Genomic DNA, 19,230 nt, shown 5'->3' on the forward strand with positions numbered 1-19,230 from the left:
GGGCCCCTGCCTTCTGGAAACGGACCGAGGATACCACTGGCTCCATGCGCATATTGATGCCTTGCGCCGCGTTCCCGCCCTTTGCCGACGGGGGAGGGCCGGTCTCCTCCCTGTTGCTGGCGAAGATGCTGGTCGCAGCCGGCCACGAGGTGCGCGTCGTCAATGTCGGCGATGACGACCGGCACGAGGTCTACGAGGGCGTTCCCGTCCACCGCATCCCCAGTCTCAACATCTACTGGAACTATTACACGCCCAGGCCCGCCTGGAAGAAGCTCGTCTGGCATGCGCTGGAGAACGGCAATCCGCGTGCCTTTCTCGCGATGCGCCGGGAGATTGCCGACTTCAGGCCCGACGTCATGCTGACGGTGAGCATCGAGAACACCAATGTCGCCTCCTGGGCGGCGGCGCGCGCAGCCGGCATCCCGGTCGCGCACACCATCTTCAGCGCCTTCATGATGTGCTGGAACGGCGTCATGCAGCGCGAGGGAGAGAACTGCCGCAGCCAGTGCGCCAGCTGCTATGCCGGGTCTTTCGGCCGCCGGCAGTTCTCGCGTCTCGTCGATGCGGTGATCGGCGAATCCCGGGACATCGTCCAGCGCCATCTCGACGAGGGGTATTTCCCCCGGGCAACGCCCTACCGGGTTCCCGCGGTGATCGACGCGGTGCATGCGAACGCGCCGCGCACCCTTGCCGCCGGACGACCGTTCCGCGTCGGCTTTCTCGGCGTCCAGACACGCTTCAAGGGATTTGCGGTTCTCGCGGAGGCCGCGCGCCGGCTGGTCCCGCACGACAATGTCGAGTTCGTCATCGGCGGCACCGGCCGCGACAGCTTCGCGGAGGAAACCCGGGCGCTGTTCCCGGCCGAGCGCACGACGTTCCTCGGCTGGACGACACCGGCAGAGTTCTTTCCGCAGGTCGACCTTCTGGTCTATCCGACCATCGGCCGCGAGGCGTTCGGCCGGGCGACGATCGAGGCGTTCTCGCATGCGGTGCCGGTGATCTCGACCGACATCGGCGGGGTGGCGGAAAACATCGAGGGCGGCGTCAACGGATATCACGCCGCGGCCGGCGACCCGGTCGCCCTTGCGGCCTGTATCGAGAAGATCGCCGGATCGCCGGACCTCTACGCCCGGCTGTCGCGGGGGGCGCTCGAGGCGGCCGCGGACTATCTCGAACCGGCGGTGCGCACGATCCTGGAAACCGCGCTTGCCGAGACGCTGGCGCGTCGCGGGGCGCCGGCGGGCCGGGACCTGCGGGAGGCGGCCAGATGAGACGGCTTCTGGCGCTCGCCGGGCGGGGCGACATCAAGCGGCTGTTCTGGTCGCTGTTCAGCCGGTTCGGCAGCACGGTGCTCAGCTTCGCGGCGCTGTTTGCAGCCAGCCACGCGCTGGAGACCGCCGAATACGGCCTTTACATCTTCCTGTTCTCGGTCGGCACCTCGCTTGGCGTGATCTTCGTCTTTGGCCAGCATGTCGTTCTGGTGAAGCATTTCCGGCTGAAGGACCATGCCCGGGGCGAGACCAACCAGGCGCTCTTCGTCTTCAACGCGCTCTGGCTGGCGGCCGGCTGCGGCGGCCAGCTTGTCGCCGCCCTCGTGCTGTGGTGGTTCGCCGACGGGTTGCCGAGCCCTTACAACGCGCTGCCGATCGCGCTGCTGTTCGGCGCCGTGTTCACGCTCAGCGAGTATCTCCAGAACTATTTCCGCATCCACGGCCAGATCGTGCTGGCGCTGGTGCCGCGCGAAAACCTCTGGCGCCTGCTCTGCGCCCTTGTCCTGCCGCTGCTGGCCTGGGCCGGCTATCTGACCAGCGGCGCGGCGGCAACCGAGATCGTCACCGGCCTGCTTGTTGTCACGGTCGGCTACCAGGTGGCCCGCTTCGTCGCGCAGGAGGGTCTTGCCTTCCTGCGGCCGCCGGCGCGCAGTGGCGACATTCCCTGGCGGCGGTGGAACCGCGAGACGCTGAATTTCACGGCCAACGGCTTCTTCAATTCGGCCGCCTCCTATCTGGAAACGATCCTGATCGGCATCGCCATCGGGCTGGAGGTCGCCGCCTTCTATTTCGTCGCCTATCGCATCGCCATGCTGCTGACGCTGCCGGTGCTGGCCATCGACACCGTGAGCGTGCCGCTGATCTCGGCCAAGTTCCAGGAAAACGACCGTGCCGGGGCGCAGCGTCTCGTGGCGATGCTGTCGGCGGGAAGCTTCGCCCTCGCCGTGGTCGGCGGCGTCTTCCTGTTCGTTCTCGGTCCCTTCATCCTGCATCTGTTCGACCCGGCCTTCGTCCAGCATTTCGACGTGCTGGTGCTGCTCTCGCTGGCAGCGATCAGCCATGCCTTCTTCGGTCCGGGCACCTGGCTGATCATGATAGGCGGGGGCGAATCCTACCTGCTTCGGATGCGCAGCGTCGTCTTCGTCTTCTACGGCGCCATGCTCTACGTGCTCGGCACCCGCTACGGCCTCGACGGCGTCGCCATCGCCGGCTGGATCCAGCTCGTCGCGGTGCATCTGCTGTCGCGGCGCTGGGTCATGCGCAACTGGCAGGTCGACAACATGGCAACCGCCTTCTTTCGACTGCGCCGCGCGGACCGGCGCGCGCGGGAGGCGGGCGGGCCGGTCCCGATTCCGGCGAGGGGAGGCGGCGATGGCGCCGTCTAGTCGGCCGCTGCGCCGGTTCGCGGCAGCCCTTGCGGCGCTGGCAACGCTGCTGCCCGCACCGGGGCTGGCCGAGTGCCTGCGCGGCGCCAATGTGGCGGGCGCGGAGTTCGGCGACCTGCCGGGCGTCGCCGGCCGGACCTACATCTATCCCTCGCGGGCAACGCTTGCCTATCTGCGCGGCAAGGGCATGAACGTTGTCCGCCTGCCGTTCCGCTGGGAGCGGTTGCAGCCGCGCCTGAACGCGCCGCTCGACAAGGCCGAGCTGGCACGCATCGACGAGACGGTGGCAATGGCCACCGGCATGGGCCTCGCCGTCATTCTCGACCCGCACAACTATGCGAAGTATCGCGGGCACATGGTCGGATCGGCAAAGGCGCCATCCTCGGCCTTTGCCGATTTCTGGCGACGCCTGGCGCCCCGCTATGCCGGGCGCGGCGACGTCATCTATCTCCTGATGAACGAGCCGGCGCATATCTCCGCCGCCGACTGGCTGCCGTCCGTCAACGCCGCGATTGCCGCGATCCGCGAGGCGGGCGCCGACAATCTCGTCATGGTGCCCGGCACCATCTGGACCGGCGCCTCGCACTGGTTCGAGGATCAGCCCGGCGGTTCCAACGCCGAGGTGCTGGCACGCGTCGCCGACCCGCTCAACCGCTACGCCTTTGACATCCATCAGTACCTCGATGCCGACTTCTCGGGCACCAAGACCGCCTGCGACCGGGTCGGGGACGCCGTTGCCGCCGTCGACGCGATGACGCGCTGGCTTGCCGAGACCGGCAACAGCGCGTTTCTGGGCGAGTTCGGCGGTCATCCGCGTCCCGACTGCTATCGTGGCCTGGCGCGCATGGTCGGGCGTATCAACTCCCGGCCTGACGTCTGGCTCGGCTGGGCGATCTGGGCGGCCGGCGACTGGTGGGGCGACTACCCCCTTTCCGTCCAGCCGGTCGAGGGCGGCGACCGGCCGCAACTGGTCGCGATCTCGCGGCTGATCGAGCGACGCAGCCCGGAGGAAAAGGCGTGCAGCGCCTTGAAGAGACAATGAACCGGCGCGCGCTCGAGGCGATGCGCCCGCTTTGCCTGGCGCAGACCTTCGCCCAGTTGCATCCGGCGGAGGGCGATGTCGGCATCGTCATCTGCGAGCCCTGGGGTTACGAGGCGCTCTGTGCCCGCCGCTCCCTGCGCATCCTCGCCGACCGGCTGGCGGGTCTCGGCTATCCGGTGCTGCGCTACGACCAGCCCGGCTCCGGGGACGCGGCCGCGGAGGCCGCCGATATCGACGGCCTGGAACCGTTCCAGGCGACCCTTGCCGAGGCCTGTGACACCCTGCGCCGGGTAACGGGCGTGCGTGCGGTCGTGCTTGTCGGGCTTGGCCTGGGGGCGGCCTTGGCGGCACGCCATGCCGAGATTCATCCCGGGGGAACGTCCGGCCTTGTACTGCTCGCGCCGGTCGTGAAGGGCCGCACCTGGCTGCGCGAGGTGCAGGCGCGCGCCATGATGATCGGCGAACTGACCGGCAGTGCGCCCGAGCCGCGCGCCGGCGAGGCGCTGGCGATCGCCGGCCTGCCGATGAGCGAGGGGCTTGCCGGCGAGATTCGCGGCCTCGACATCTCCGCAACGGCGCTTGCAGGCGATCTTCCGGTGCTGGTGCTGGCCCGGGACGGGCGCCCGGCCGAACTCGCCCTTGCCGCCTCGCTCTGCGCGGACGCGGAAAGCGGGCAGGGCGTCATGGCGGGGTATGACGAGATGATGGGCGACCCGACCGGCGCCGTGCCGCCGCTTGCCGATTTCGGCCGGGTCGAAGCCTGGCTGCAGCATGCGCGTCCCTGCCGGCCCGGGAATGACGCCGGCGCCGCGGCGCCCGCCTTGCCGCCGGCGGTTCTTGGCATCGATGGCGTCACCGAGGAGGCGCTGGTTTTCGGCGCGCAGGAAAATCTCTACGGCATCTGGTGCGCGCCGCGCGCGGACGCTGTGCCTGGAATGCGTCCTGTTATCCTGCTCAATGCCGGCGGCGTTCCACATGCGGGCTGGGCGCGGGGCACGGTGGAGCTCGCCCGGGGCCTGGCGCGATCCGGCATTGCCTCGCTGCGTTTCGACGTGGCCGATATCGGCGACAGCCGGCCCGGGCCCGGCGCTCCGCCGGTGGTTCATTATCACCCGGACCAGAACGGGGAACTCGCCGCGGCGCTCGACCTGGCGCTTGCCCGCGTGCCGGCGGACGGCGCGGTTGTCACCGGGGCCTGCGGCGGCGCCTACCTGGCGCTCAATGGCGCGGTCGCGGATCCGCGCGTCGCCCATGTGGTCGCGGTCAACCTGCAGCGCTTCCTCTGGGATCCGCGCGACGACGTGGCGGAGGTGCTGCGCTTCGGTCACGCCTCGGCGCGCGACTACGGCCGCAAGATGCTGAGCGTGGAAAAGTGGAAGCGGGTGCTTTCGGGCAAGACCAGCGCCTTCGGCATCCTGCGCAGCCTGGCCAACCGGGCCTACCGAACCGGCGAACGGCGTCTTGCGCCCTGGCTCTTCGGCCTGCTGCCCTTCTCACGGCTGTACAACACCGTCCACGCCAACCTGGCGGCCCTGGCCCGCCGCGATGTCACGGTCGATCTGGTTTTCAGCGAGGGCGATCCGGGGCTCGCGCAGATGGATCTCTTCTTCGGCGCCGGCTGGTCGCGGCTCGATGCCTTTGCAAACATGCGGGTCACGATGCTCGCCGATGCCGATCACAACCTGACGCCGCGCGCCGCGCGCCGGATCGTCGCCGACCATGTCACGGTCGCGGCTGCTGCCTTGCGCGCGTCCGAGGAACGGTCGGGTGATCAGGCGGCGGAATAGGGAACCGGCGATCCGCCAAGCGCCCTGACGCTGCCTTGCGGCACGGCATCCGTGCCCGGATCGCGGGGCACGAGGGTCACCGTGCGGACCGCGCCCGGCGCCAGATGGAACCAGTTGTCGCGCGGCAGGAAGTTCGGGTCCTCGATGGCGAGGCTCTGCGCGACCCGGTCGCTTGTCAGGTGCAGCTCCCACGATCCGTCTTCGGCCTTCGACACGCTCGCCTCGACGCGCGCGCCGCGCGCCGCCTTCGCGCGGCCGAGCGGGAAGTGGAACGCCTCGCCGAGACGGGCTCCGGTTTCCGGGTCGCTGAGCGCGACATGGACGCAGTCATGCGAGGCCGGGCCGAAGCGGAAGGCATGGGTCGTGTCGAAGAAGGCGCCGATCAACTCCGTCGCGGCGAAGCGCTCCGCGCCATGCGCGCCGATCTCGAAGTCCCGTGCACCGCCGGCGACCGGAAGCGCTCCGTCGCGCAGGCAGGCAAGCTCGACGCGCAGCCGGCGCGGGTTCGGCCCGTCATTGATGATGTGGATGTCGAGCCCGTTGGTGCCCTCGTCGGTGACGCTGACGCGCAGCGGCGCAAAGGCGCGGCGCAGCGCGTGCCAGGCCGATTTCGGCACGCCGTCGCTTGCGACGACGCCCCAGCCGGCGCCCGGCATCAGGTCCTGGAAGGTCCACACCAGGGCGCCCCGGCAGCTTGAGCCGGCGCGCCGCCATTCGGCGAAGGTTGCCTCCATCACTTCGGCGACCGCCGCCCGGCCATGATCCAGATAGGAGGCCGGATCGCCGTAGCGCAGGTCGAGCGGGTCGGTGCCGTAAAGCTCCCGCACATAGTGGTCGCGCACGTCCTCGAAGTCCCACCCCACGTCGCGGTCGCGCGGTACGCCGCGCTTCCAGTCGGGATGGTGGCAGGGAGCGTTTTCGGCGTCTGGCAGGCAGCCGGCCTCCGGCACGTTGGAGAAGGCGAGGCATTCGGCGGCAAAGCGCACATTGGCGCGCCTTGCATCCTCCAGCGGCCGGCGATAGGCGCCGACGCCGTAGTAGTGGGCAATGCCCTCGTTCGGCGAGAACGGCATGGCACCGCCCGAGGGCGAATTGGCGACATAGGGCACGTCCGGACGCATGCGCGCGGTGGCGCGCGGCAGGATCTCCTCGGTGAGCGGCGTGCGCCAGCGCGTTTCCGGCAGGCCCATCATCGCGCCCTGCTGGTGCATCTCGCTGCCCCCGCAGACGACCGCAAGCGAGGGCGAGGCCATCGCCCGGGCAAGCAGCTCCTCCGTCTCCGCCTCGACCACGGCGGCAAAGTCCGGATCGGAGACGGGATAGTCGAAATTGGCGAAGGGAAGGTCCTGCCAGACGAGAATGCCGGCCTCGTCGCACAGCTCGAAAAAGGCGGGCGTCTCCGGCGCCATCGTGCCGCCGATCCGCAGCATGTTCATGTTGGCGTCGCGGGCAAGCCGGATCCACGGTTCGTAGGCGGACCGGTCTCCCGGCAGGGAGACGATGTCGGCGGATGTCCAGACCGCGCCCCGGCAGAACACCGGCACGCCGTTGACGAGGAGGCCGAAGCCCTTGCCGTCCGCGCCATGGTCGACCTCGATGCGCCGGAACCCGGTGCGCGCCAGATGGATGCGCGCCTCGCCAAGGACAAGCCCGACATCGTGCAGATGAGGCGTTCCGTGGGTGTGCGGCCACCAGGCCTCGATGCCCGGCAGCAGAAGGTCAGCGGCAAGCCGCCCCTCGCCCGCCTCTTCCAGCGGGGCGTCCCAGCCGGCGCAGGCGATTGCGGCAGTCCCCTCTGCGAGACGCGCGGTAAAGCCCGGCCCGGGACGGAAGGAGACGGAAAGCCTGCCGGTGCCGTCGCCCGTCAGGCTGCTTTCGATGCGCAGGTCCTCGACCGCGATCCTGGCTGCGGGCACCAGCGCCATTTCGCGCCAGGGGCCGGCCGCATGCACGTTCGGGCACCAGCCGGGCATGTGGCCGAGCAGTGTCGTGCGTACCAGCCGCAGGCCCGGTTCGCTGACGAGCCTGGTGCGCCAGCGCGCCCGCGGACCCTTGCGGGAAAGATGCGGTTGAAGCGCGCGGAAGCAGAAGACGAGCTCTGCCGGTCCGTCGATATCGAGCCGGATTTCCTGGCCCGCATACATGCTGTTCGAAACGAGGATCGGCGCGCCGTCGAGCCACGCCTCGCAGATCGTGGCAAGGCCCGCGCAGGCAAGCACATGGGGACCGGCTGCGTCCGGTTCGATCCGGCAGCGATACCAGACGTCGCTGTCATGCAGCGGGGTTGGCGCGTTGCGCGAGAATCGCCCTGCCGCCTCAAGCGCGGCGGCGGCCGTGCCCGGCACCACGGCCGGGATCCAGTCGGCAGCCCGGTCCGTCGCAAGGGGGGGCATCGCGGAAGGGTCCGGCCAGACGCCCGATGGCGTCACCGTCATGTGCCACTGCGCATCGCAGAGAAGGCTGGCGTCGGGCGCGATCCCGGCAAGGCTGATCATGCGCCGGTGTCCCGCACCGCGCCGTCAGGCGGCACGATGCCGCCCTCCGGTCTTGCTGTCCTGGCGGAGCTTTGCGTCGAGCCCGCCGGTCAGCGCATCCCAGCCGGCGGCCGCCGGGGAAAGCGCCTCGGCAAGGCCGGTGAAACGCTTGCGGGCAAGCGCCCGGGCGAGCTGGAACTGGATCGTCTTGCAGCACTGCGCGATGGCCAGCGCGGCCTCCGCTTCCCTCTTCAGCTCCTCGCCGGCGAGCCAGTCGAGATGCGTCGCGGCGAGCTCGAAATTGGCGCCCGCCTGGCGCAGCGTGTTGAAGGCATATTTGTGGAAGTCCTCGAAGGGTCGTTCGGACAGCGCCTCGATATCGGCGGCGAAGGTTCTTGCATAGGCGGCAAAGGGGTTTTCCGCCGGCCGCCGCGCCAGGTGCCCGGCGAGCAGTTCCCGCGCGGTCTCGCGAAGCTCGAGCGCCGGGGCCGCGTCCGGGAACTTGGCGAATTCGGTATAGGGCAGGAAGGGCAGCGCCTGCGCGAAACCGCCGCGCTGGAAGACGCCGTCGAAATCGTCCCCGGAAAGCTCGAAGAAGCCGCCATTGTGGAAATAGCGCAGCACCCGCCCGGCCGCGTCGAGCGCGGTGATCGCCACGGTCGTCTTGCCGTGCTCGATGCGGTAGCTCACCCCTTGCGTGTCCGGCAGGAAGAAACTGTCCACCTCGACGAGGCAGAGCCGGCCGCGCGCGATCTGCATCGCCACATGCCGTTCCACCTGGTCGTAGATCGCAAGTTCCGTGGCGCGGATGCCGTAGAGCGTCTCCAGATCCTCCAGCGGCACCTTGAAGAAGGTGAACTGGTCGCCCTCGAAATCCTGGGCGAGCGTGAAGCCGAGCATGGCGCGCGGCTCCAGCCCGAGGGCGGCAAGCACCTCGATCCACAGGTCGACATAGCAGTTGGTTTCCGGCCAGATACGCTCCGCGTCATGCAGCGCGTGCGGGCGGTAGCCCTCGGCCGAAAGGGTGTGCAGCCGGTCGAACATCGCGGCTCAGCCCCACAGGGCCTTGCGCACGTCCGCCGGCCAGTCGGCCGTCTCCAGGCCGTGGCGGGCAAACAGCGCCAGCGCGATCCGCTCGAGCCCGAAACCGACGCAGGCGGTGTGGGCGGTCGCGCCGTCGGCGGTCTTCAGGCCCCAGGTCGTGCCGAAATGATCCTGGTGGTAGTTGAAGCTCAGGCACGCGGTCTTGTTGGCCGACGATGTCACCGGGATCAGAAGCTCGAACTTGAGTTTCTGCTCGCGCTGGCTGTTGCCCATCATCTTGCCGGCACGGCCGAAGAACGGGTCGTTGGCCGTATCGAGTTCCGGCTCGAGGCCGACGGCGGAAATCAGCTTCTGCCCGCGCTCCATCCAGTCCTCGCGGAAATCCATTACCTGTTCGGGCGTGCCCATGCGGACATATTCGCGCATGCGGAAGAGCTGCATGCGCGCCGGGTCCTTGGACGGCTCGTGGCGGAAGCAATAGGACTGCAGGTCGAAAAGCCCGCCGCCCTCGGGCAGTGCACCGCGCCGCGCGATGGTCGGGTAGAGCGGGTAGCAGGCGGCCGGCGTCAGCACGATCTCGGTCGCCTTTTGCCCCTCCGTCCAGTCACCGCCTTCGGAGATGCACTGCAGAAGGTTCATGTGGTCGAGCTCGCAGCCGCAGAAGCTGTGTACCGTGCCGGCCAGCTGCGGGAAGCTCTTCATGTAGCCCGAGCCTTCGAAATGGGCGCGGTTCATGCCCGGCGGGAAGCGGATCACTTCCGGCGTCTCGGCCTTGGGCGCGTGGGCATCGATCAGCGCCTCGAAGCGGGCGATGACGTCCTCGAAAGCGCCGCCGCGGCCATAGAGGCCGTCGACGCCGGTGTCGATCAGCAGGCCGGCATCGAACAGCCGGTCGAGCAGCGAACTCTGCATGTCCATGGGTGTTCCCCTCCTCAGCCCAGCAGGCTGGTGTCCTGCTTGTGGACGAGCAGCATGGTCGACGTATTGCCGAGAATGCGGTCGTTGGAAATCATCAGCTGGGCCGAATGCGCGTCGCGCAGGTGCCGGCCGAGGCTGAAGGGCGTGCCGTTCTTGTATCCAAGGATGCCGCAGATCAGCATGCAGTGGTTGATGATGGTCAGCACCGTCTGCGAACTGGCGATCTTCAGGTTGTTCATGGCGACGGAAAAGCTCATCGCCGACAGCTTGTCCTCGTCGCCCTGGGCGACGGCGTATTTTTCCAGCGCGGCGACGATGCTGGCCTTGACCCCCTGCAGCAGGCTGGAGGCCTCGGCGACGCGCAAGGCGCCCGGCGGGGTCTGGTCGGGGCTGCGCCTTGCGGCGGCGCGCACGAACGCCTGCGCCCGGGCAAAGGCATCGGCGGCGATGCCGTACCAGACCGCGCTCCACAGGATGTGCGAATAGGCGAGCATCGACTGGGCCGCGATCTCGGCGAAGGGCCGTGGCAGGATCTGCTCCGCCGGCGCCTCGCCCTTGAACAGGAACCCGTCGGAACAGGTGCCGCGCATGCCCAGCGTGTCCCAGACGTGGGTTTTTTCCAGCGTGTACTGGTCTTTCAGGAAGACCGTCAGCACCTGGTCGCTGGCGGCCGCATCGGCATGGGCGCGCGAGGTGATCAGGATGGCGTCGGCCATGTCGCCATAGGAGATGACGGTCGCGTCCTTCTCCAGCCGGCAGGTGTCGCCGGCGACCTCGATCGCGCAGATCGAGTTGCGCAGGTTGCCGCCGATGCCGCCTTCGGTGGTCGCCGAGGCAAGCAACAGCTGCTCGCCGGCCACGCGCGCCATGAAGGCGCGGTGCCAGGGCGCGCCCTCGCCATGGCTGACAAGGCTCGAAGCCTTGATCTGGTGCATGGCGAAGACCATCGCGGCGGCCGAGCAGGCCTGGCCGAGAATGGCGCAAAGTTCGGCGATTTCCGCGATGGTGGCGCCATCGCCGCCCAGCTCCGCCGGGATCTGCGCCCCGAGCAGGCGCTCGGTCCGCAGCGCCTCGACCGCTTCCTCCGGGAAGCGCGCCCGGGCGTCGACGTCGTCCGCGTGAACGGCCGCGATCTTGGCGACGCGGCGCATCCTCTCGCAAAGCGCCGGCGTTCCGGCATGGGCGGGGCTGTGCATGTTCATCAGGCGGCCTGGTGGTCTGCGACCAGACCGGACACGGCGGCGGAAATCGCCGCGATGCTGGCGAAGGTCTTGCGGTTGAGCAGGTTCTCGGGGAACTCGACGTCGAACTTCTCCTCCAGCGCCAGCATCAGCTGGACCGAGGCGAAGGATGACAGCCCGGCGGCATAAAGATCGGCCTCGTCGGCCAGGGTGCCGACGTCGACCGGCAGCTTGCCGTGGCTGGCGACGATATTGCGGACTTCGTCGGTGATCGACATGTTCGCTCTCCTGGTAATGTTGTAAATCGAATGCAATGTTCTTGGCCGCCCATACACTTGAGGTCGGGGGCGGGTCTTTGCCTGCTTGTCTCACACCGCGATTGACAATCTCTAAAATCGGCGGGCGGAGCGGCGTCTGTTGCTCTGAGGGTTAACAAAGACTTGCCAGCCTGTCTCGCTTCGGGGCGTGCCGGGCCCGTTTCGGGCCTGCGCGGAAGCGGCCGGGCGCCCTGTTCTCCGTGGTGCCCGTTTTAATTGACCGTCCGGTCGATCAATTATTATAGTGTCGCCATTCGTCATTGACGCCGACCGGCATCACAGCCGAAAAGAGCGCTCGACTGCGGAAGGGCGAAACCGGATCCGGTTCGGGCCGCCTTCCGCCAAGACTGGCCACAGGGAGGTTCGCCATGCGCCACGCCTATATCGTCGACTATGTCCGCACTCCCATTGGCCGTTTCGGCGGCGCATTGTCGTCCGTGCGGGCCGACGATCTCGGCGCCGTGCCGATCCGCGAATTGCTGGCAAGGAATGCCGGCGTCGACTGGGCCCGTGTCGATGACGTCATCTACGGTTGCGCCAACCAGGCGGGCGAGGACAATCGCAACGTCGCCCGCATGGCGGCCTTGCTTGCCGGCCTGCCGCAGGAGGTTTCCGGCACCACGGTCAATCGCCTCTGCGGCTCGGGCATGGATGCGGTGATCATGGCGGCGCGCGCCATCCGCGCCGGCGAGGCGGATCTGATGATCGCCGGCGGCGTGGAAAGCATGAGCCGCGCGCCCTTCGTCATGCCCAAGGCGGATGCCGCCTTTTCCCGACATGCCGAGATCCACGACACGACCATCGGCTGGCGCTTCGTCAATCCGGTGATGAAGGCGCAATACGGCATCGATTCCATGCCTGAGACGGCCGAGAACGTTGCCGAGGACTATCATGTCTCGCGCGCCGACCAGGATGCCTTCGCCGCCCGCTCGCAGGCGCGTGCCGTCGCCGCCCAGGAAAACGGCCGTCTGGCGCGCGAGATTGTCCCGGTGACCATTCCGCAGCGCAAGGGCGATCCGGTCGTGGTCGAGCGCGACGAGCATCCGCGCGCCGGCACGACCGCCGAGAAGCTTGCCAAGCTGCCGACCCCGTTCCGCAAGGACGGTTCGGTGACCGCCGGCAACGCCTCCGGCGTCAATGACGGCGCGGCGGCGCTTCTGATCGCGTCGGAAGAGGCGGTGAAGGCCTACGGCCTGACACCGATCGCCCGGATCGCCGGCGGTGCCGCTGCCGGCGTGCCGCCGCGCGTCATGGGCATCGGCCCGGTTCCCGCCTCGCGCAAGCTGATGGCGCGCCTCGGGGTGTCGATCGCGGATTTCGACATTATCGAACTGAACGAGGCCTTCGCCGCGCAGGGACTGGCGGTGATGCGCGAACTCGGCATTGCCGACGACGCCGATCACGTCAACCCCAATGGCGGGGCCATCGCGCTTGGCCATCCGCTTGGCATGTCGGGTGCGCGCATCGTCGGTACGGCGGCGCTTGAAATTGCCGCGCGCGGCGCCTCGCGGGCGCTCGCCACCATGTGCATCGGCGTTGGCCAGGGCATTGCCTGCGCCATCGAGAAGGCGTGAGGCAGCGAAAAGGCGTGAGGCGAGGGCCCGTCGCCACGGGGTTTTGACACGAGAAGGGCGGTGCGCTGGCGCCGCCCTTTTGCGTCAGCCGGGCAGGGCCGCGAGATCCCGGTGGCCGACACGGGCGACGAGACGCGCGTCCGCGACCTGTGCAAGCCGCAGCGCCAGCCAGTTGTCGATCTCGTCGGCGCCGGCCCCGGTTTCGCGCGCCGCCTGCGCCCAGCCCTCGACCAGCAACGTCTGGAAGACGGTCTCTTCGGGCAGCGCCCGCCAGTCCGACAGGCCGTCGACAACGCGGTAGCCTTGCATCCGAAAACTTGCCGCCGCATGGGCATGGGCGGCGGGGCCGAGCGCCGCGCCAAATCCCTTGTCGCCGCCCTGGTGGGCCGCCATCGCCGCGCGCACCGTCTCGTCGAACGGGTGCTCGGGGTCGAGCGACTGTCGCCCGTCATAGGTCAGCATGGCGAGGAACGGCAGGCCCGCACGCCTCAGCGTTCTGGCAAGCTCGTCCAGCCAATCCGCCGAGACAAGATCGAGAAAGGCCGATGTCGTCACTGCGTCGACGCCGTCAAGCAACCCGCCCGAAACCCCTTGCGACAGGTCCGCTTCAACGACCTCCGCCTCGAACCCGTCGCGTCTTGCAAGATCGCGGGCAAGGGCGATCAGCGCCGGGTCGTGCTCGGCGAGCCGCCAGCGCACCGGCATCCCGAGATGCGGCGCCAGCGCCCGCATGGTCGCGCCGGTGCCGGCGCCCAGGTCGAGCACTGTCAGGGGCCGGTTTGCGCGCGTCTGCAAGGTTTCGCCCAGATGGTCGCGGAAGGCGGCGCGCACATCCGCGTTGCGGGCGCGCAGGTCCGCCGGCTCGCGTGCCGCCAGCCAGTCTCCGGTAAATCCGCTCATGAGGGAGTTCTCGCAGGTTCGCCGGATGGTTCGCGAGAGGCGAGCCGGCCAAGCAGATCCGCCAGCCGGCGGGCCTGATCGGCCCATGTCGGCAGGCTTGCCGCATGGGCCCGGGCCGCCGCCGCCATCTGGTGCCGCAGTCCCGGGTCGTCGCAGAGCCGGGCGATGGCCTCCGTGACACCGCTGACATCGCCTGTGGCAAGCACCATGCCGGCAGAGGGCGGCACCGTGTCGCGCACCGCGCCCTCGCCGGTGGCGATCACCGGCAGGCCGTGCGCCATCGCCTCGGCAAAGGCCATGCCATACCCCTCGTAGAGCGTCGTCAGGGTGAAGATGTCGGCGCCGGCATACAGCGCGTCGAGCGCCTGGCGCTCCAGCGCGCCATGCAGGCGGACGCGGTCGCCGAGCCCCTGCCGACTGATTTCCGCCTCGATCCCGGCGGCGCAAGCCGTATCGAGCGCCGGGCTGCCGACAATGTCGAGCCGCAGCGCCCGGTCGGCGAGGCGTGCGACAGCGGCAAGCAGGGTCGGGTAGTCCTTGCGCGGGATCAGCGAACCGACGGCGAGCAGCCGCAACGGTCGTCCGTCATCGTTGTCGCAGGGCGGACGGTTTGTCACTGCGTCGACGCTCAGACCCGGCTCCAGCACGGTGATGCGCTCGCGCGGCACCTTGAAGCCGCCGGTGACGGCCGCAGCTGTCGCATGGCTCGTCGTCACCACATGGCGGGTGAGTGCCAGCGCGGCGCGTTCGCTGGCCAGAAGTTCTCCCGCCCGTGCCGCCGGTATCCCGCTTTCATGGGCAAGCGGGTGATGCACCAGAGCGACAAGGTGCAGGCGGCCGGCATGCGGCCGCGCGACATCGGCCATCACGCCGAAGGCGAGCCCGTCGATCATCACCGCCTGGCCGTCGGGGAGGCGGCAAAGAGCCGCCTCGGCGCGGACAAGCGTTTCGGGTGTCGGTGCGGGATAGCCGTCGCCCAGGGACAAGGCCTCGACCCGAACGCCGATACCGGCGAGCGCCGTCAGCAGCTGCCGGTCATAGACATAGCCGCCGGTCGGCGTCTCCAGCGCGCCGGGGTAGAGGAAGACGAGATCCGCCGCGCGCCTTGCGTCGGCGCCTGTCCCGGTACCCGTACTGGCCCCCGTACTGGCATCGCCTGTCGGCATCAGAGCCGGCCTTCGTACCAGGCCCGCGCCACGTGGCTTTCATGCAGCGTGACACGGATCGCGGCAAGCTCGCCCCCCGGACGGCCGAGCCGATCGCCGCGCGCGGCTTCGGCCAGTGCCTCGAAGATGTGCCGGGTCAGGAACTCGGTCGTGGTGTTCTTGCCGGCAAAGGCGGGGACCTCGTCGAGATTCTGGAAGTTCAGGGGTTCCAGCACGCCCTTCAGCACCTCGTGCGCCCGGCCGATATCGATGACGATGCCGTTCTCGTCGAGCGTCTCGGCCATGAAGGCGGCGTCGACCACGAAGGTCGCGCCGTGCATCTTCTGCGCCGGGCCGAACACGGCGCCCTTGAAGGAATGGGCGATCATGATGTGATCGCGAACTTCGACAGCATGCATGGGCATGTCTCCACTTTGTCGGAACGTTTCGCCGGATCGGACGGCCATCGAGATGGCCGGTGCAAGGTCAACCGTAGTCGATCGGTTGCGCCAGCGCCGCGCGCCGGCCCGCCAGGATGTCCGGCAAGGCCTGAGGCGCGTCGATAAGCCGGATCGGCGATGAAATCAGGATATCAAGCGCGGGATCACGCAGAAGTGACAGGGCCGTCTCCAGCCGTCGGCGATGGGTCCAGCGCGCCTGCCGCTCGGGCGGGATGCGGCCGACCTGGCTGGAACGCAACGTCAGCCGCTGGCTGTGGAAGCCGCCGCCGAGCGTGGCGGTGACCGGCTTCGTGCCGTACCAGCTCATCTCCACCACCTTCGCCTCGGTTCCCGCCAGCGCCAGCGCCGTATCGAGGCCTGCGGGGTGGCCGCTCGCATGGAAGACGAGATCCTGGCCGGTCGGAGCGGTGGCCGGCATCGCGAAACCGGCGCCGAGCGCGCGTGCAGGTGCTTCCTTTGCCGGATCGGTATCGACCAGCGTCACCCGCGTCCCCGGCAGTTGAGCGCAGAGCCGCGCGACGAGAAGGCCGACAACCCCGCCGCCGACCACGGCAATGTGATCCCCCGGTGAGGCGCTGCCGTCCCATAAACCGTTGAGCGCGGTTTCCATGTTGGCCGCCAGGATGGCGCGCAACGGGGGGACATCGGCGGGGACCGGGACCGTGGCCCCGGCCGGAATGTTGAAGAGGGACTGATGCGGATGCAGGCAGAAGACGATTTCGCCGAGACGCGATGCATCGCCGCCGGCGACCTCGCCGACACAGGCATAGCCGTATTTCACGGGGAACGGGAACTCGCCCTCCTGGAAGGGTGCGCGCATGCGCTCCCGCTCGCTTTCCGGCACTTCGCCGGCAAGGACGAGACGCTCCGTGCCAAGGCTCACCGCGCTCCACAGGGCGCGGATGCGCAGGCTACCGGCATCTGGTCCGGGAAGGTGCGTCTCGCGTATTTCCAGCTGTCCCGGGCTCACGCTCCAGAGCGCCTGCGCGGTCTGCGGAATTATTTTCGGGATGTTGCGCTGCGTCACAAATCCTCCTTAGTCCGGCGCGACGTATAGCGCAACAGAACGGGCCGGGCATCCGCTATCGCCGACCATCTGTCTACGAGGTTCTGTTTCATGTTCTACAGGAAATTGCCGTCCCCTCTCAATCCGGACACAGCACGTTGGGGCGTTGCCGAGGCGGGTGGCGATCGGCGCGCGCGCATGGAAACCGAACCCGTCGATGCGCGCCGCGTGGCGCTGCGCCGCGTTGCGTTTTCCGTATTGGTGGTCGGCACCGTCGCCGCGCTGACCGCGCTGTTGGGCGCGAGCTTTTCGAGCAATGGCATCAGCTGGGCGGAGGCGCTGATGATCGCCTGCTTCCTGCTCACACTGCCCTGGACGGCGATCGGCTTCTGGAATGCGGTCATCGGCCTGGCCCTGATGCGCCTGTCGCGCGATCCCGTGGCCGCCGTCTGTCCGCTCTCGCCTGGCGATCCGCACGCCGCCAGCCCCGCCTCCACCGCGATCCTCTCCTGCATCCGCAACGAGGATGTCGACGAGGTGTCCCTGCGCCTCGATGCGATGGCCGCCGATCTCGACCGCGCCGGCCGCGCCTCGGGCTTCGCCCTCTATGTGCTCAGCGACACCAATGACGAGGACATCGCCGCGCGCGAGGCGCGTGTCTTCGCCGCCCTTGCCGAACGCTGGGCCGGCCGGCTGCCGGTCATCTACCGCCGCCGCACCGACAATCCCGGCTTCAAGGCCGGCAACATCCGCGATTTCCTCGGCCGCTGGGGCAGCGCGCATGACTATGCCATCGTGCTCGACGCCGACAGCTTCATGTCGGCGCGCACCATGCTCGACCTCGTCGCCAGGATGGATGCCAATCCGCGCCTCGGCATTCTCCAGACGCTCGTCGTCGGCAGCCCGACGGTCAGCGCCTTCGCCCGCATCTTCCAGTTCGGCATGCGCCTCGGCATGCGCTCCTACACGCTGGGAAGTGCCTGGTGGCAGGGCGATTGCGGTCCCTATTGGGGCCACAACGCCATCTGGCGGGTGAAGCCCTTTGCCGAGCATTGCGAGCTTCCCGTCCTGCCGGGCAGGGGACCGCTGTCGGGCTGGGTGCTCAGCCACGACCAGGTCGAGGCGGTGCTGATGCGCCGCGCCGGCCACGAGGTGCGGGTGCTGCCGGTGGAGACGGAGAGCTTCGAGGAGAACCCGCCCAACCTGCTGGAGTTCATCCGCCGCGAACTGCGCTGGTGCCAGGGCAATCTCCAGTATCTGAAGCTCTTGGGCCTTGCCGGGTTGAAACCGGTGAGCCGCATCCAGCTGGTGCTGGCGATCCTGATGTTCGCCTCCGCCCCCGCCTGGCTGACCTTCATGGCCACCGGCGCGGTCATCGTCGCGCTGGGCGGTGCCGAGCTGATCCGCTTCGAGGAGGTTTCCGGCTTCACGCTCTTCGTCATCGTGCTGACAATGATCTTCGCGCCGAAAATCGCCACCTTTCTCGACATTCTCGCCGATCCGAAGCTGCGCCGTGCCTTTGGCGGCGTGCCGCGCATCGCCGCGAGCTGGTTCGTCGAGCTCGTCTTCGCCGCCCTGATGGCGCCGGTCATCGCCGTTGCCGTGTCGCTCTTCATCGCCGGCCTGCCTTTCGGCAAGGCAATCGGCTGGGGCGCCCAGATCCGCGACAACCGCACCCTGCCGCTCGGCCTTTGCGCGGCCAAGCTCTGGCCTCAGACGCTGTTCGGCCTTGCCGGCTTCGCTTGGGCGGCCGCCTTCGCGCCGGGCCTCGTCTGGCCGCTGCTGCCGGTGATCCTCGGCCCGGCGCTGGCGATCCCCTTCGCACGGCTGACCTCGGGCGCGGCGGCGGGGCGCCTGGCGCTTGCCTCGCGGCTCTGGCGCCTGCCGGAGGAAGCCGCGCCGCCCGACTGTCTGTTGCCGCTGCGCCTCCCGGCGCATGCCTCGCTCGGCGTCAGCTTCGGCCGTCCCGCGCCGCTGTTTGCCGGCGAGATGGCCAAGGCGGAGGCGTGAGGCCGAGCCTTCCCCCATTGCCGCCCGGGATCACGCCACTGTCGCGCCGGCGTGATCCCGGGCGATGTCCTTCTCGCGTGTCGTTGACTTGAACGGATCGGCCTGCCGGCTCACCTTGGGTGCACCGGCGCGGCAGGGGCCGCGGTGACATACCCAAATGGCCGGGATCAGGGAGACATGTCATGCAACGCTCGCTCGCCGCACGGGAGGGAACCGCCAGTGTCTTTCCCCCGCTCACGCTCGCCACGCTCGTCACCGCGCTGATCGCCGGCGTTCTCGCCGACGGCACCTGGGAGATCTGGGCGCGTTTCATCACGCCCTACTGGGTCGGTGGTCCGCTGCAGCCGGCCGCCCTCGTCCAGTCGGTCTTCGGCTTCAGCAATTTCACGCTGGCCGAGATCGTCCATCTCGTCGTCGGCGTGGTCTTCTATCCGCTCGGTTATCTCTTCATCGCCAAGCCGATTGCCGACCGCTTCCTGCCCTTCCTGCCCTGGCCCATCGTGGCGCTTGGGTTCGGAACCGGCCTGTGGGTCTTCGCGCTCTACATCATGGCGCATCTGATCGCGGGACTGCCGCCCTTCCTCGGCTTCATCCAGTTGACCTGGGCCTCGCTTGTCGGCCATCTGCTCTTCGGTCTGGTCACCGGTCTGGTCGTGCGGCTGCGCATGTCTTCGTGAGCGGACCCGCCCGGCGAGACGCCACCCGTGAACGCGAG

Annotated in this window: 16 protein-coding genes; 7 read left to right on the forward strand and 9 right to left on the reverse strand. The window is 68.8% G+C overall.

Annotated features, from left to right (window positions below; all coding sequences use genetic code 11):
• Positions 1–44: 44 nt before the first annotated feature.
• The 4 genes from RBB46_RS11830 to RBB46_RS11845 are packed head-to-tail and all read left to right on the forward strand — an operon-like array spanning position 45 to position 5,485.
• Complete coding sequence (locus RBB46_RS11830; RefSeq protein WP_306029188.1) at positions 45–1,271, forward strand: glycosyltransferase; 1,227 nt, start codon at positions 45–47, stop codon at positions 1,269–1,271.
• On the forward strand, positions 1,268–2,656 hold the full coding sequence (locus RBB46_RS11835; RefSeq protein WP_306029189.1) for a lipopolysaccharide biosynthesis protein: 1,389 nt from the start codon (positions 1,268–1,270) through the stop codon (positions 2,654–2,656). Before RBB46_RS11830 ends, RBB46_RS11835 begins: the two co-directional genes overlap by 4 nt.
• Positions 2,643–3,698, forward strand: coding sequence for a glycoside hydrolase family 5 protein (locus tag RBB46_RS11840; protein ID WP_306029190.1), 1,056 nt, complete (start codon positions 2,643–2,645; stop codon positions 3,696–3,698). The genes RBB46_RS11835 and RBB46_RS11840 overlap by 14 nt, the downstream gene beginning before the upstream one ends.
• Positions 3,674–5,485 (forward strand): alpha/beta hydrolase, encoded by a 1,812-nt coding sequence (locus tag RBB46_RS11845; protein WP_306029191.1) that lies wholly within the window; start codon positions 3,674–3,676, stop codon positions 5,483–5,485. The genes RBB46_RS11840 and RBB46_RS11845 overlap by 25 nt, the downstream gene beginning before the upstream one ends.
• Here the strand turns inward: RBB46_RS11845 and RBB46_RS11850 are convergent.
• Genes RBB46_RS11850 through RBB46_RS11870 form a run of 5 tightly spaced genes read right to left on the reverse strand, consistent with a single transcriptional unit; the run spans position 5,470 to position 11,374 of the window.
• Positions 5,470–7,980, reverse strand: a complete 2,511-nt coding sequence (locus RBB46_RS11850; protein ID WP_306029192.1) for a glycoside hydrolase family 2 protein — start codon at positions 7,978–7,980, stop codon at positions 5,470–5,472. The two genes, RBB46_RS11845 and RBB46_RS11850, sit on opposite strands and share 16 nt — an antisense overlap.
• Positions 7,981–8,004: 24 nt before the next feature.
• Positions 8,005–9,003, reverse strand: coding sequence for a DUF1839 family protein (locus RBB46_RS11855; protein WP_306029193.1), 999 nt, complete (start codon positions 9,001–9,003; stop codon positions 8,005–8,007).
• Between the two features lie 6 nt (positions 9,004–9,009).
• The gene (locus tag RBB46_RS11860; protein ID WP_306029194.1) at positions 9,010–9,921 is read right to left on the reverse strand and encodes an amino acid--[acyl-carrier-protein] ligase; all 912 of its coding nucleotides are present in this window, start codon (positions 9,919–9,921) and stop codon (positions 9,010–9,012) included.
• A gap of 14 nt (positions 9,922–9,935) precedes the next feature.
• The gene (locus RBB46_RS11865; RefSeq protein ID WP_306029266.1) at positions 9,936–11,117 is read right to left on the reverse strand and encodes an acyl-CoA dehydrogenase family protein; all 1,182 of its coding nucleotides are present in this window, start codon (positions 11,115–11,117) and stop codon (positions 9,936–9,938) included.
• 5 nt (positions 11,118–11,122) lie between these two features.
• Positions 11,123–11,374, reverse strand: a complete 252-nt coding sequence (locus tag RBB46_RS11870) for an acyl carrier protein (protein WP_306029267.1) — start codon at positions 11,372–11,374, stop codon at positions 11,123–11,125.
• A gap of 413 nt (positions 11,375–11,787) precedes the next feature.
• Here RBB46_RS11870 and pcaF point away from each other — a divergent pair, with 413 nt between their 5' ends.
• Complete coding sequence (pcaF, locus tag RBB46_RS11875) at positions 11,788–12,993, forward strand: 3-oxoadipyl-CoA thiolase (RefSeq protein WP_306029195.1); 1,206 nt, start codon at positions 11,788–11,790, stop codon at positions 12,991–12,993.
• An 84-nt stretch (positions 12,994–13,077) separates the two neighbouring features.
• Here pcaF and RBB46_RS11880 read toward each other — a convergent pair whose 3' ends face one another.
• The 4 genes from RBB46_RS11880 to RBB46_RS11895 form a co-directional block, all read right to left on the reverse strand.
• Positions 13,078–13,893: a class I SAM-dependent methyltransferase gene (locus RBB46_RS11880; protein WP_306029196.1), complete on the reverse strand. Its 816-nt coding sequence runs from the start codon at positions 13,891–13,893 to the stop codon at positions 13,078–13,080.
• Positions 13,890–15,059: a glycosyltransferase family 4 protein gene (locus RBB46_RS11885; protein WP_306029197.1), complete on the reverse strand. Its 1,170-nt coding sequence runs from the start codon at positions 15,057–15,059 to the stop codon at positions 13,890–13,892. Before RBB46_RS11885 ends, RBB46_RS11880 begins: the two co-directional genes overlap by 4 nt.
• Positions 15,059–15,457 carry a 6-carboxytetrahydropterin synthase gene (locus RBB46_RS11890; protein ID WP_306029198.1) on the reverse strand — a complete coding sequence of 133 codons (399 nt, stop codon included), beginning with the start codon at positions 15,455–15,457 and terminating at the stop codon, positions 15,059–15,061. The genes RBB46_RS11885 and RBB46_RS11890 overlap by 1 nt, the downstream gene beginning before the upstream one ends.
• Before the next feature lie 67 nt (positions 15,458–15,524).
• Positions 15,525–16,526, reverse strand: a complete 1,002-nt coding sequence (locus RBB46_RS11895; protein WP_306029199.1) for a zinc-binding alcohol dehydrogenase — start codon at positions 16,524–16,526, stop codon at positions 15,525–15,527.
• A 90-nt stretch (positions 16,527–16,616) separates the two neighbouring features.
• On the opposite strand from RBB46_RS11895, the gene mdoH reads away from it, so the two are divergent.
• Both mdoH and RBB46_RS11905 read left to right on the forward strand, forming a co-directional pair.
• Positions 16,617–18,515, forward strand: a complete 1,899-nt coding sequence (gene mdoH / locus RBB46_RS11900; RefSeq protein WP_306029200.1) for a glucans biosynthesis glucosyltransferase MdoH — start codon at positions 16,617–16,619, stop codon at positions 18,513–18,515.
• Between the two features lie 182 nt (positions 18,516–18,697).
• Positions 18,698–19,192: a hypothetical protein gene (locus RBB46_RS11905; RefSeq protein ID WP_306029201.1), complete on the forward strand. Its 495-nt coding sequence runs from the start codon at positions 18,698–18,700 to the stop codon at positions 19,190–19,192.
• Positions 19,193–19,230 lie beyond the last annotated feature (38 nt).

The organism is Stappia sp. MMSF_3263 (assembly GCF_030733745.1).
Classification (GTDB): domain Bacteria; phylum Pseudomonadota; class Alphaproteobacteria; order Rhizobiales; family Stappiaceae; genus Stappia.